Origin of the sequence: Vibrio sp. 2-2(8), from assembly GCF_963888495.1 — a bacterium.
Classification (GTDB): domain Bacteria; phylum Pseudomonadota; class Gammaproteobacteria; order Enterobacterales; family Vibrionaceae; genus Vibrio; species Vibrio anguillarum.
Map to the genome: position 1 here is coordinate 205,893 of NZ_CAWPJM010000033.1, position 12,644 is coordinate 218,536.

Here is a 12,644-nt window from a genome sequence, read left to right on the forward strand (position 1 = left end):
ATGCACATTGAACCTGTGATCAAAGGTGTGGTCGCTCGCTCTGCTCATCCACTCGGATGCGAACAAGCTGTGTTACAACAGATTAATTACGTAAAATCTTGCATACCGATCACTCACGGGCCAAAACGAGTTCTCATTTTAGGCGCATCTTCAGGCTTTGGGCTCGCCGCCCGCATTGCCCTAACCTTTGGTGGTTCAGAAGCCGATACGATTGGCGTTTCCTTTGAAAAAACGCCATCAGAAAAAGGGGTTGGTAGTGCTGGTTGGTACAACAATCTCTTTTTTAAACAACAGGCCGAGCAAGCGGGTCGAGTCGCCGTCAATATCGATGGGGATGTTTTTTCACCATCAGTACGCGAGCAAGTGATTGAAGCGATAGAGACCTATTTTGAAGGGGAAGTCGATTTAGTCATTTACAGTATCGCCAGCGGCATGAGACCAAAACCCAATTCAGATCAGTATTGGCGCTCCGCCATCAAACCGATTGGTGAGGCCGTTTCTGGTGCGACGATATTACTAGAAAACGATACGTGGGTAGAAACCACCATTGCCCCTGCAAATGACGAAGAGATCGAAAGTACACTGAAAGTGATGGGTGGCGAGGATTGGGAAAACTGGATAGATACGCTGATCAACACTGAATCGATTGCACAAGGGTGTAAAACCATTGCTTTTTCATACATCGGCCCTCAGATTACTCACCCCATTTATCTTGACGGTACACTGGGGCGCGCCAAAATTGATTTGCACCAAACCAGCCACTCTCTCAACCTAAAATTGTCTAACTATGGCGGCGGGGCTTACGCAACTGTTTGCAAAGCTTTAGTCACGAAGGCGAGCGTGTTCATTCCCAATTTAAGCCCTTACATTGTCGCATTGTATAAGGTGATGAAAGAAAAAGAGACGCACGAAGGATGTATCGAGCAAATGCAGCGTCTGTTTAGCGAAAAACTCTCTAGCAAAGGCAAAGTACCCGTTGATGGCGAACGACTGATCCGTATGGACGACTGGGAGCTCAACCCAGATACTCAGCAAAAAGTGGCCGATTTACTGGAGAAAATGGATCAGCACAACTTTAAGCAACTAGGTGACTACAAGGGCTTTAAGCAAGAATTCATGCAGCTCAATGGCTTCGACTTTGATTGTGTTGATTATGCTCAAGAAATTAATATCGACCATTATATCAAGCAAGCCGATTAACTCCTTCCGTATCATTTACGAGACACAGCTAACTATCTCAATGCCCCAATATTTTATTGGGGCTTTTTTTTGTTACATTGGCGGCGCGTTCTTATTCTTAATACCATACTATGGTCATAGGAGCGGATCTTGTCATCGTCAGTCTAGAGCAATGAATGCTCGGCTTTTTTAAGCTTTGTCGTCCAAAGGAATTTGATAATATGTCGAAAATAAAGACACATGAGATGCTCATCCCCTCTTCAATGATGGATGGATGGCAGCGCATTGTGAATTTACTCGCTGAAATTTTAAACGTCCCGAGCGCATTAATCATGCGTGCTAGCCAGCAAAAACTCGAAATATTCTGTAAAAATACCAACGTCGACAACCCCTATCAAACCGGACATAAAGAACCCTTAGGACAAGGTCTGTACTGTGAAACTGTGATGCAAACACAGCAGGAACTATTGGTCCCGAATGCTTTAGCCGATAAAAAATGGATGCATAATCCAGATGTACCACTGGGCATGATTGCCTATTGTGGCATCCCATTAAAGTGGCCGAATGGTGATATGTTTGGCACCATTTGCGTACTCGATAGCAAGGAGAACCATTTTAGCCCCACCTATCGGCAGTTACTGGAAAGTTTTCGCGATACCATTGAATCCCAGCTCACCACCTTATACCAACAGGTAAGACTTCAGCAGCTCAATGATGAGCTTCAGCTTCGCGTCGATAACCGAACACAAGATCTTGCTGATCTCAACTACTCGCTCACGCAAGAAATCGATAAACGCCGCGCCGCAGAACAACAGATTCAATATCAAAAGTGGCATGACATCAGCACAGGTTTTTTAAATCGCAACGCACTTGAACTGGAGCTCAAAAATAGCCTTTTACAAGCAACAAAGCAGCACACCGAAGTTGCCGCCATTCATATTGGTTTCACTAATGCTCGTCATATTCAATCTCACTTTGGCTACCGAGCATGGGATCAAGTCATCGCTCGATATCGTGAGCGACTAGGACGCTGCGATAAAATTGAAATATTGACCGCTCGACCCACGTCGACAGATTTAGTCTTGATCGTCAAAACAAAACTATTAGCGCGTCACTTGGAAAAGTTGTGCCATAAATTGGTCGAAATCGGGCATTCTGAATTTAAGCTCGATGACCATAATGTTCATCTTCATTCCTATATTGGTATTGCAACGAGTTTAGACACTGACAATGCTATAGAACTGCTCAAACAAGCTTCTGCTGCCATGGTCTCTTGCAAAGATTCCGGTCATAAGTTTTGCTATCACTCGCAAGTGTTCAGTGACTCACTCCGGCAAATCAACCAATTAGAAAGCTACTTATTACGAGCAGTGCGCAACGATGAGCTCATGCTCTATTTTCAACCTAAGGTCTCTCCAACCACTCATCGCTGGACGGGGGCAGAAGCGCTACTACGTTGGCGGCACCCCGTATTGGGCGATATATCCAATGAAACCTTAATTCACATGGCCGAACAAAATGGACTGATTTTTGAAGTGGGTAACTTTGTCCTGCGATCGGCCATCGAAAAAACGAGCCAATGGGCAAAACAGGTCGATAATTTCAAAATGGCTATTAACGTTTCAGCCGTCCAATTGAAGAATGCCCAATTCGCAGACCAAGTTCGTGAGCTACTGAACACCTACCAACTTCCAGCTCGGTACTTAGAGTTGGAAGTAACAGAAAGCTGTTTGATTGCGGATGAAGTGGTGGCTCGCAACACACTGCGAATTCTACACCAACTAGGTGTGACGTTGTCACTTGATGATTTCGGCACGGGCTACGCCTCTTTCAGCTATTTGAAAAAATTTCCCTTCGATTGCATAAAAATAGATAAAAGCTTTGTACATCAATTGGATCAAAGTGAGGAAGATAAAGAAATTGTTCGCTCAATCATTCACGTTGCCAAAAAATTAAAGCTGAAAGTGATCCTCGAAGGGATTGAAAATCAAAGCCAAGAAGACTTTATCATCAGTGAAGGGTGTGAGTTTGGTCAAGGCTATTTCTATGGTAAACCAATGCCTTGTGACGAGTTTGAGGCTGGGCTACTGAACCAAAATTATGCACGCCCTGCCGAGACAAAGGTTTTGTAGGATAAAGGAATCCCTTATCATGTCTTTACTCTCAGTGTGGCGGTTCCTATAATCGCCGCCTTTCCTTTCCAAACGAGCGATATCGAGATGGATTTATTAACATCAATTCTCAAAAAGCTAGAAAAACAGAACTACCGCGCCTATCAGCAGATCAAAGGTCAATACGAATTTGGTGATTTCACCTTGCATATCGATCATATCCAAGCGGACCCTTACGCTTCTGCATCTCGCTTTCGCGCTACTCGAGCATGGTCTCTGACCGGTCTGGAATGGTTAAAAGAGAAATCACCTGCTTATCAAATGGCTGCAAGAGATTTTATCGCTCGTAGTTTTGCAGAGTTTGCTAAGCAAGAGAACCATATTGCCATCGCATTGACGGGCCAAACGGTGCTTGATAGTACAGCTGTTCTCTTTACGGAGCATGGTATTGAGCTTCGTTTTCGCATCAATTTACCCGCTGAAGGTCGTGACATTCTGGCCAAGAAAGCGCTCAACATCATCACCTTCTACCTGCCAAAATTCATTCGCAGGGCCACCATTGAACGTGAACTGGATAAAGATGCCCTACTTGAGCATTGCGCTGTGATCGAAGATCAAGAAGCAATGCGTGCACAACTGGCACAGCACAATCTGGTTGCTTTTGTGGCTAATGGCAGCGTATTACCTCGCTTGGCAGGTAACTGTGATCTGCCGATGAAAGACGCCGTTACTTTCCAAGCCCCCACATCGCTAGAAGTCGAGCTTGAGACACCAAACCAAGGCAAAATTAAAGGACTCGGTATCCCCAAAGGTATAACCCTTATCGTCGGCGGTGGTTTTCACGGTAAATCGACTTTGTTAACGGCGATTGAGCGTTCAATTTACAACCATATTCCCGGCGATGGCCGTGAGCGAATTGTTACGGATCATCAAGCCATGAAAATTCGCGCTGAAGATGGCCGTTGCGTACATAATTTAAATTTGTCCAACTACATCAATCACCTACCTATGGGTAAAGAAACCTCCGATTTCAGCACTCAAGATGCGTCCGGTTCAACATCGCAAGCAGCGTGGTTACAAGAATCCATTGAATCTGGCGCTAGTACATTACTGATTGATGAAGATACTTCCGCCACCAACTTCATGATCCGTGATGAGCGTATGCAAGCGCTGGTTAGTAAAGGTGATGAGCCCATTACACCATTGGTTGATCGTATCGGGCAACTTCGCGATGATTTGGATATCTCGACACTGATCGTTATGGGGGGATCCGGTGATTACTTAGATGTCGCCGATACTGTCATCCAGATGCATGACTACCACGCCGTTGATGTGACTAACAAGGCTAAAGAAGTCATCAAACAACATCCAACTGCTCGTCACAACGAGTGTGAAACGCCACTGGCTATTTTCCCAGAACGCGCTGTGAATCGCACTGCGCTGCAAAAATTACTGGTTGATGGTAAATTCCGAGTCTCTGCCAAAGGCGTTGATTCGCTTCGCTTTGGCAAAGAATTTACGGATTTAAATGCGTTAGAACAATTGGAGTCACCTTCTGAAGTCAATGCGATTGGCTGGACTTGGTTCCAGTTTGCGCAGACTCCGGGGTGGTCAGCGCAACCAAGCAAAGAGATGATGGCTTTATTAGCAGGAACATGGCACCAAAATATGCCAAACCACGGTGATTTGGCGAAACCGCGTGTCATCGATGTGATGGCGGCGTTGAACCGTATGCGCAAGTCGCAATTTAAAAACCACCAGTAAAGATTAACTCCCTATAACAAAAGCAAAAAGAAGCGAGAGATCGCTTCTTTTTTACTTCAGTACCTTATTGCTTCAGTACATTACAGGTAGTTAGCTTAGGTATGCCTTACAGTGCCAGTTGACCTTATTCGACAAATATCTTGTCTAGAGTTTAAGGTTTGGGCTTTAACTATTTTGCCGCAAAATATTCCATGCTTCACACAACACTCGAAACGTTTCAGCATTGCCATTGTCTCTATCTGGATGCCACTTTAGTGCCAACTTGCGCCATGTTTTTCGGATTTCAATTTGCGTCGCTTCCACTGGTAATTTAAACAGCCTCAATGCTTGAAGACGATTCATATTAAGGTTACTCGTTCCACCCATTGCTTTACGGTAACGAGTCCAAAATTCGTTCAACAAGCGGCGCACTTCTCCTTCATCAGCCTCATAATTTTTCCACTGAGTGTAATAATCACGCAATGGATCATCTGGGTCGATTTCGCAACTAACGGCACGATGCGCAGGCATTAGTACAATGTCCATTGCTGATACTTGTAACCACTTTTCAGGGTAAAGCGTCTCTTGAAGCTGATAGAGCGCGTTCATGATCAAAAAATTACGCTTAAAGAGGTCTTTTTCAGGTGCGCTATCAAGTACAGGCATGAATCCCTGTTCACTTAAATGTGCCGCTAACGTATGGACTTTCCAACCGGAAGGCTGTTTACGCAACACCTCCAACATTGGCCAAAGCAGCGGATTTTCCATGTAAGATTGAAACTGAGCGGTAAGTTCTAAGCTTTCAGACATACTTTCGGGCCTACTTTGGACATAGTCTCGACGTTCATATTAAGGTTCTCTCTTCATTCAAATCCAATATCGCTTTTTTGTCGAGTTTCTTACCGCATATTATCTTGGCTTTTTGAACTAGAGTCCGTTTATCACACGCACTATCTATCAATACATAAAAAGAGAAAGATCGAGTTGTTGCATGATCTTCTCCACCTTGCTGATCTCTTTGCTAAGACGATGCGAAAATCAATCACAAAACGAAGGTAGATACACACATCTCAAACACAAATTTCTACGTCTATAAGATACAGAATTCAACAAAATTGAACATCGTGCAAAATAGTGGCACTATCCATCGGTATTTTGTGATAGGAAAAAACATGTCTCTCAACTTCTCACGCACGCTTTTATTTTTGACGGCGATCTACGGTGTACTCTTTCTATTTTCAGCGATCGCGCCGGTTTCTCGTGCTGTCTGGTTAGCAGAAATCATCCCTGCGCTAGGGATCTTAGCACTCGTCTATTGGGCTTCAACAAAACTACGCTTTAGCTCAACGGCTTATATTCTGATGTTTGTGTGGCTTAGTTTGCATACCATTGGGGCTAAATATACATTTGCAGATGTTCCGTTTGCTTGGTTCAACGAACTGATCGGATCATCTCGTAATAATTTTGATCGCGTCGCTCATTTCTCAATTGGCTTTTATGTCTACCCTATCGCTGAATATTTAATTAGAAAGCAGCTCTGTAAACCGCTAATTGCCTCATTGTTCGGGCTTTTCTCTATCATGAGTATCGCAGCAGGTTACGAAATTATTGAATGGTGGTATGCCTCAATCGCGGGTGGTGATGAGGGAATCGCTTTTCTGGGTTCACAAGGCGACATTTGGGACGCACAAAAAGACATGTTATGCGATACCCTTGGGGCAATGACGGCACTTTGCCTATTATGGTTTAGGCCAAAATCAAACATTCCTTACAGTGAAGTATGAAATGCCTCTAATTTTTGGAACTAAGGTAAATATTACCGAGAGCAAGTTTTGATTAGTGTTTATTCTGTGAGTACGGAGAACGTGACTCTCCCTTTTTGCTGCTGAGAATTGATTATGAAAAATATAAATAAAACACTTGAAAAAATAGACTGCTGTCCACTTTGTCAACATGACGAATACTTTATTTCCACAAACAATGAAAAGTTTATCTGCGCACAATGTGGTTTTAAAACCGACCACTTACAAAGCGTCCAGCAAATGATTGGTGTACACACAGCGCTAATCAGTCATAAACACATTCATTGCTTGGCCAACAATGTGCATTGAGCCATGGTTTAAGCTCAAGTAATGTGTCGATAACAACGACATTAGGCGCTTGAGAAAAACCCTGTGGGTTAAGAGGTGCTAGCTGAACGGTTGGTACCTCTGCATTGATACCCGCTTCAACCCCTTTTGCTGAATCATCCACATAAATACATTCTTGCAAAAGAAATCCCATATTCATCGCACAATAACGAATCAAATCAGGTTCAGGCTTCCAGCTATTCGCATCAAAGGCTGAAAAAATGCGTCCTTCAAACAAAGGGAGCAAACCGCTCCGTTGTAAAATTGATGATATTTTTTCTTTAGGTGCATTAGAGGTGACACAGTATTCAATACCCTGCTGGCGTAAATACTCAAGTAGTTCTATCGCACCATCCATGGGTGAAAGATATTGCTGGAAGAGCTCATTAACTTTATCCCGATAAAGGTTCTCTAAAAGATCAAGATCGGCGTTAATGTTGGTATGTTCAAGTGCCTGAAACAGTATGTCCGCAATCTTCCCACCTTCAAAATGGTTACTCACTTGTGCAAAAGTAAGGTGGGCTCCTAGTTGGTTCAATACATTGACTAGCGCTTCGCAGCACAAACGCTCACTATCAACTAAAGTACCTTCACAGTCGAAAATAATACATTTTATTTTTTTCTCAGTCATAAACACTTCCTTCATCCAATGCTTAATTTTAACCGCTGGGTGAATGTATAAAATGATTGAGTTAACAGAATGAAACGAAGATAAGAGTTGATATGCATAACTTATAGCCACATCACTCTTTTACGCTCAGTACGATGTTGCAGCTGACGTTATCACCACCTGTCGTGTCGAAGTGCAAATTCAGAATAAATATGATTCTAGACTCTGAATGAAGCACTTTAACAGGACAATCTACTGTTCTATAAAAACATTACCATTGCACTCATGATTAGCACGCCATTTTGCGAGCAACAACCGCGTGAATACATCCTCACCTCCAAATGCATTTTTATCCAGAGTCACGATGTCAGAGATGAGTATCTCATGTGAAGTGGAGGTGACGATACCAGCAGCCACAGGCTCCCCATTTTGAAAACCTAAGTAAAGCTCGCAAGGTGCTGAATAAATGATTTGGGTAAAGAATTCGATAACTTTTGATTGATCGTTTTTATCGCTCCATAAGCTTGCTTGCAACAGAGCAAACCATATTGTCATCCGATGAAAATCAACCAAATAAACCTCTTCGAGCAACGATAGGTTAGGCTCCTCAGTGAGCTCAATAAAAGGGCGAGAACTGCGTTGAACAACCGCTTTTTGGTAGAGATCTCGACCTTGTAAGCTCTCTTCTGTTGGAAATTCGACATTCACTTGGTCAAATAGCCATTGGTTTTTAATGGCGGCAACGTCAGGTTGGTTAATCATTGTTATTTACTTCTTCTTCTAATTGTTGCAAGCAGGATACTGACCAGATCGATATGCGACAAGCCATTACTCACATTATCCTCATCTAAACTGCAGATATGCTGGCCAAAACATCAACATAACAGCCTATATCATTCTCCTTTGATGCTGCTATCATGTGCAGAAAGATGGATAAATGGATTATAGACATGAACAAGAAACTCATCACCACCGCATTCATACTTAGCTTTGGTTTAGTTGGCTGCGATAGCAATGAAGTTGGCGATGTATCGCTCGGATTTTTCACGCTTAAAGACGTAAAAATCGAAAATCTAAGTGATGATATTGTGACTGGTGTTACGTGCCATATTGCTTCAATTGAGGCTAATTTGAGTCTTTCTGATCCAAGTGATAGCTCAATCTCGTGTCGTCAGACTGGTGACATTACGCCAGAGATGATTGCAAAAATTGATAAGAGCAAATCAGGCGAAATCGTGTTTAAGAAGTCAAAAAGCATTTTCTTCAAGTCAATGAAAGTCAGACGTATCTACGATGCAGAAAATCAAACCCTGATCTACTTGTCTTATACTACCAAAGAAACAGATGGTAGCTTCAAGCACAGCCTATCGACCGTACCGCTTTGGGGGACTAAGGCTTATAGTACGGACATAACGCTCACTAAATAGCCGCTAACACCTCGGCGATCTGGATTTAGCTCACTTTTTTATGTAATAAAAATGAAAGGAACCTTTCATATCCGTGATATGATACGGGAAATTTTCAATTCTCATTTTTCAACATGAAGTTTCCTGGACAGCGTAAATCTAAGCACTATTTTCCGACTCATGCTCGTGACCCTCTCGTCAATCAAATTCAACAAACGGCTATGCTCCACCGCCCAACAGTGGTCGGTGTTGGACAAACCATTGTTGATATTGAAGCTCGTGTAGACAATGAGTTCTTAGAGAAACATCAATTGAGTAAAGGTCACTCACTGGTGCTCGAAGAGAGCAAAGCCGATGCGCTCTATGAAGAGCTAGTCGAACGAGGTTTAATTACTCACCAATACCCGGGAGATACGATTGGCAACACACTGCACAACTACTCTGTGTTGGCCGATAGCAAATCCGTTTTGCTCGGCGTGATGTCCAAAAATATTGAAGTCGGCTCATACAGCTATCGTTATTTGTGTAGAACCTCATCGCGCATGAACCTAAACCATCTTCAAACTGTCGATGGTCCTATCGGGCGTTGCTACACCCTAATTTCTGATGATGGAGAGCGCACCTTCGCCATTAATGAAGGGCATATGAATAAACTTCGCCCTGATAGTGTTCCTGAAGAAGTTTTTGAAAAAGCTTCCGCTTTAGTTGTTTCTTCTTACTTAATGCGTGGAAAGCCCGAAGATCCAATGCCACTTGCGGTCAAACGCGCTATTGAGATCGCTAAATCCAAGAACATTCCAGTGGTGTTAACCCTAGGCACTAAGTATGTAATTGAAGGTAATGCGAAGTGGTGGCAAGACTACATCAAAGAAAACATCACAGTCGTCGCCATGAATGAAGAAGAAGGTGAAGCGTTAACTGGTGAGAAAGATCCACTGCTTGCGGCTAACAAAGCACTCGAATGGGTAGATTTAATCCTCTGCACCGCGGGGCCCGTGGGTCTTTATATGGCTAGCTACACCGATGAAAGTGCAAAGCGCGAAACTGAACTGCCTCTCCTACCGGGTAATATTGCTGAATTTAACAAGTACGAATTTAGCCGTGCGATGCGAAAACAAGACTGCCTCAACCCAATAAAAGTGTATTCACACATTGGCCCTTACTTGGGTGGCCCATTGGAAATCAAAAACACTAACGGAGCGGGAGACGGAGCGCTATCGGCTTTATTGCACGATATGGCCGCGAATAGTTATCATCAACGCAATGTTCCAAACTCTGCCAAACATGATGTGCCGTATCTCACTTACTCTTCGTTATCTCAGATCTGCAAATATGCAAACCGTGTCAGCTACGAAGTGCTCACACAGCACTCTCCTCGTTTATCGCGAGCATTACCAGAACGTGAAGATAGCCTAGAAGAAGCGTATTGGGATCGTTAAATCGTATGACCTCTACATGAATAAAAGCGACAATTTGTCGCTTTTATTCTTTCCACAACGAATAAACCGCACGATGCGATCCTACGTTATTTAAGTCTCACCATTTCGTTTCAGAAATAACAACTTCCGTGAAATAAACTGATAACTTGTGCCTAATTGATGAATCAATAGTTTTATAATTGAGACATCTTAGTACAAGCGTTATAGTACTCTTTAAAGATGAGTCATAAAGGTTTTGGATCAAGACTCACAATTATCATCCATTGCTGCTTTCGCTTGAATTAGGATTAACATGACCATGTCATTTCCGCAGGAAGAGTATTCAATTTCAGACCTAGACAGTGCCGTTGCAAAGCAGCGTCTGGTTCATATTCTCGATTTTTTTAGTCAAGGTCTGTTTTATATGAGCAGCGATGGAAACATGGTGCTCTATAATCCAACATTTTATGTACAATTTGGTGTAAACAGCGAAACTATTTCCTATGCTGATTGGCTGAGTTTGGTTCACCCTATGGATCGTGCACTGCTCAATAGCCGCGTCGACGAGCATATCAGCACCACTGAATCAAGGGAAACGATTCAATACCGAGTCAAAAAAGCAAATGGTCAATATATCTGGTTAGAGGGGAATGCGGTCACAAAAAGTGTGAACGGTGAACATTTTATGGTGGGTAGCCATAAAGATATCTCCGATCAAAAATTGATGGAAGATTACATTCATCAAGCTGCATTTTTTGACAGCTCATCAGGCCTCTATAATCGAAGTAAATTACTGCTCGATATTGATGAGAAAGCACTCAAAATTGGAGAGCCTTATTCACTTATCTACATCCAACTTGAAGATATTAAGTCTTATCTCAATCAATACGGCTCAGACATTGTTAAAGATTTACTGAATCACGTCGTCAGTGCACTGCGTGAACTGCCCGATGAATTTGCTGATTTTTACCGTATTCGTTCTGACGATTTTGCCATATTACTTAGAGGAGAACGCTCATACGATGAGCTCAAGCATATCTGCTCTCAAATAATGAAGCACTATTCGAAATCAGCCACGGAGCATGGGCACCTCTATGGTAATGATATTAGCATTGGTGTCTATCCTGAGATAAACCGTGCTATATCTGCCGATGAGTTGTTAAATATTGCATCACGAACTTGTCAATTTGCTAGTGCTAAAAATCATTCTCGTATCGAAATTTACAGTGGCCGAATTCAAAAAAACGTTGATCGTTATTTCTTCATCGAAAGAGGCTTAAAGGAAGCATTAGATCAACGTTCATTGTCCGTGAAATTCCAACCCATTATTCATGCACAATCAGGACAGGTATCCAGCTTTGAAGCCTTAGTCCGCTGGCGCTCAAAAGAGTTTGGTGAGATTTTCCCGGACGAATTTATTCCCGTTGCAGAAAAAAAGGGGCTGATTGTTGATTTAGGCTATTTTGTCTTCAAAAAAGCCTGTGAGTTTATTGGCCGTTACAATAAACAAAATGGGGTTAATATTCGGGTTAATATTAATGTTTCAGTCCTTCAACTTCTGAAAAGTGACTTCCCACAACAGATACTAACGATGGCTAAGGCTTCCGGTGTATTGCCCTCTTCTATTGTGTTAGAACTGACGGAAACTGTCATACTCGATGGCGATAAAAATGCGATTAACCAGCTTCACTCCTTAAATGAAATGGGGTTTCAACTGTCGCTGGATGATTTTGGAGCTGGTTTTAGCTCACTCAATAGCTTCTTTGATTTGCCCCTCAATCAAATTAAAATAGACAAAAGCATTGTATGGAAAACACTGACTAACCCAGCATCAGAACAATATTTAGCCTTTCTCATCCAGTTTTGTCACACCAATGGCGTCGACATTGTTATTGAGGGGGTTGAAAATGGCGACATGTACCAAAAATTTAAAGAGATGGGGGCAACTTATTTACAAGGCTATTGGTTTTCAAAACCACTATCTTTAGCCAGTGCAAGCCGCTATACATTAAATGCTGTCAATGAATAAGCACAAAAAATAGCTTAGC

At 42.6% G+C, this 12,644-nt stretch carries 11 protein-coding genes; 8 read left to right on the forward strand and 3 right to left on the reverse strand.

All coding sequences use genetic code 11. The annotated features are described in order from the left end of the window. The 3 genes from fabV (at position 1) to AACV12_RS10160 (ending at position 5,054) form a co-directional block, all read left to right on the forward strand. On the forward strand, positions 1–1,200 hold the full coding sequence (gene fabV / locus AACV12_RS10150; protein WP_170900287.1) for an enoyl-ACP reductase FabV: 1,200 nt from the start codon (positions 1–3) through the stop codon (positions 1,198–1,200). A gap of 200 nt (positions 1,201–1,400) precedes the next feature. After that, entirely contained in the window at positions 1,401–3,311 is a 1,911-nt protein-coding gene (locus tag AACV12_RS10155) for a sensor domain-containing phosphodiesterase (protein WP_170900288.1), read from the forward strand. A gap of 87 nt (positions 3,312–3,398) precedes the next feature. After that, positions 3,399–5,054, forward strand: a complete 1,656-nt coding sequence (locus tag AACV12_RS10160; RefSeq protein ID WP_026028209.1) for an ABC-ATPase domain-containing protein — start codon at positions 3,399–3,401, stop codon at positions 5,052–5,054. 165 nt (positions 5,055–5,219) lie between these two features. On the opposite strand, the gene AACV12_RS10165 is transcribed toward AACV12_RS10160, so the two are convergent. Continuing rightward, positions 5,220–5,843: a DNA-J related domain-containing protein gene (locus tag AACV12_RS10165; RefSeq protein WP_170900289.1), complete on the reverse strand. Its 624-nt coding sequence runs from the start codon at positions 5,841–5,843 to the stop codon at positions 5,220–5,222. A gap of 305 nt (positions 5,844–6,148) precedes the next feature. On the opposite strand from AACV12_RS10165, the gene AACV12_RS10170 reads away from it, so the two are divergent. Together AACV12_RS10170 and AACV12_RS10175 are read left to right on the forward strand one after the other, a co-directional pair. Continuing rightward, on the forward strand, positions 6,149–6,817 hold the full coding sequence (locus AACV12_RS10170) for a DUF2238 domain-containing protein (protein ID WP_170900290.1): 669 nt from the start codon (positions 6,149–6,151) through the stop codon (positions 6,815–6,817). 114 nt (positions 6,818–6,931) lie between these two features. Continuing rightward, positions 6,932–7,144 carry a hypothetical protein gene (locus AACV12_RS10175; RefSeq protein ID WP_010318303.1) on the forward strand — a complete coding sequence of 71 codons (213 nt, stop codon included), beginning with the start codon at positions 6,932–6,934 and terminating at the stop codon, positions 7,142–7,144. Here AACV12_RS10175 and AACV12_RS10180 read toward each other — a convergent pair. Next, the gene (locus AACV12_RS10180; RefSeq protein WP_029189709.1) at positions 7,101–7,793 is read right to left on the reverse strand and encodes an HAD family hydrolase; all 693 of its coding nucleotides are present in this window, start codon (positions 7,791–7,793) and stop codon (positions 7,101–7,103) included. The genes AACV12_RS10175 and AACV12_RS10180 overlap by 44 nt on opposite strands. 231 nt (positions 7,794–8,024) lie before the next feature. Further along, the gene (locus AACV12_RS10185) at positions 8,025–8,534 is read right to left on the reverse strand and encodes a hypothetical protein (protein ID WP_013867962.1); all 510 of its coding nucleotides are present in this window, start codon (positions 8,532–8,534) and stop codon (positions 8,025–8,027) included. Between the two features lie 188 nt (positions 8,535–8,722). On the opposite strand from AACV12_RS10185, the gene AACV12_RS10190 reads away from it, so the two are divergent. The 3 genes from AACV12_RS10190 (at position 8,723) to AACV12_RS10200 (ending at position 12,625) form a co-directional block, all read left to right on the forward strand. Continuing rightward, positions 8,723–9,199: a CreA family protein gene (locus AACV12_RS10190; RefSeq protein ID WP_026028212.1), complete on the forward strand. Its 477-nt coding sequence runs from the start codon at positions 8,723–8,725 to the stop codon at positions 9,197–9,199. 113 nt (positions 9,200–9,312) lie between these two features. Further along, on the forward strand, positions 9,313–10,617 hold the full coding sequence (locus tag AACV12_RS10195; RefSeq protein WP_094164392.1) for an inosine/guanosine kinase: 1,305 nt from the start codon (positions 9,313–9,315) through the stop codon (positions 10,615–10,617). 292 nt (positions 10,618–10,909) lie between these two features. Beyond that, the gene (locus AACV12_RS10200; protein WP_013867965.1) at positions 10,910–12,625 is read left to right on the forward strand and encodes a putative bifunctional diguanylate cyclase/phosphodiesterase; all 1,716 of its coding nucleotides are present in this window, start codon (positions 10,910–10,912) and stop codon (positions 12,623–12,625) included. Positions 12,626–12,644 lie beyond the last annotated feature (19 nt).

Excerpts from the sequence above, each read along its gene's own strand:
- AACV12_RS10180 (WP_029189709.1), bottom strand. The coding sequence starts at position 7,793 with ATGACTGAGAAAAAAATAAAATGTATTATTTTCGACTGTGAAGGTACT.
- AACV12_RS10195 (WP_094164392.1), top strand. The coding sequence starts at position 9,313 with ATGAAGTTTCCTGGACAGCGTAAATCTAAGCACTATTTTCCGACTCAT.
- fabV (WP_170900287.1), top strand. The coding sequence starts at position 1 with ATGCACATTGAACCTGTGATCAAAGGTGTGGTCGCTCGCTCTGCTCAT.
- AACV12_RS10160 (WP_026028209.1), top strand. The coding sequence starts at position 3,399 with ATGGATTTATTAACATCAATTCTCAAAAAGCTAGAAAAACAGAACTAC.
- AACV12_RS10155 (WP_170900288.1), top strand. The coding sequence starts at position 1,401 with ATGTCGAAAATAAAGACACATGAGATGCTCATCCCCTCTTCAATGATG.
- AACV12_RS10200 (WP_013867965.1), top strand. The coding sequence starts at position 10,910 with ATGACCATGTCATTTCCGCAGGAAGAGTATTCAATTTCAGACCTAGAC.
- AACV12_RS10190 (WP_026028212.1), top strand. The coding sequence starts at position 8,723 with ATGAACAAGAAACTCATCACCACCGCATTCATACTTAGCTTTGGTTTA.
- AACV12_RS10175 (WP_010318303.1), top strand. The coding sequence starts at position 6,932 with ATGAAAAATATAAATAAAACACTTGAAAAAATAGACTGCTGTCCACTT.
- AACV12_RS10185 (WP_013867962.1), bottom strand. The coding sequence starts at position 8,534 with ATGATTAACCAACCTGACGTTGCCGCCATTAAAAACCAATGGCTATTT.
- AACV12_RS10165 (WP_170900289.1), bottom strand. The coding sequence starts at position 5,843 with ATGTCTGAAAGCTTAGAACTTACCGCTCAGTTTCAATCTTACATGGAA.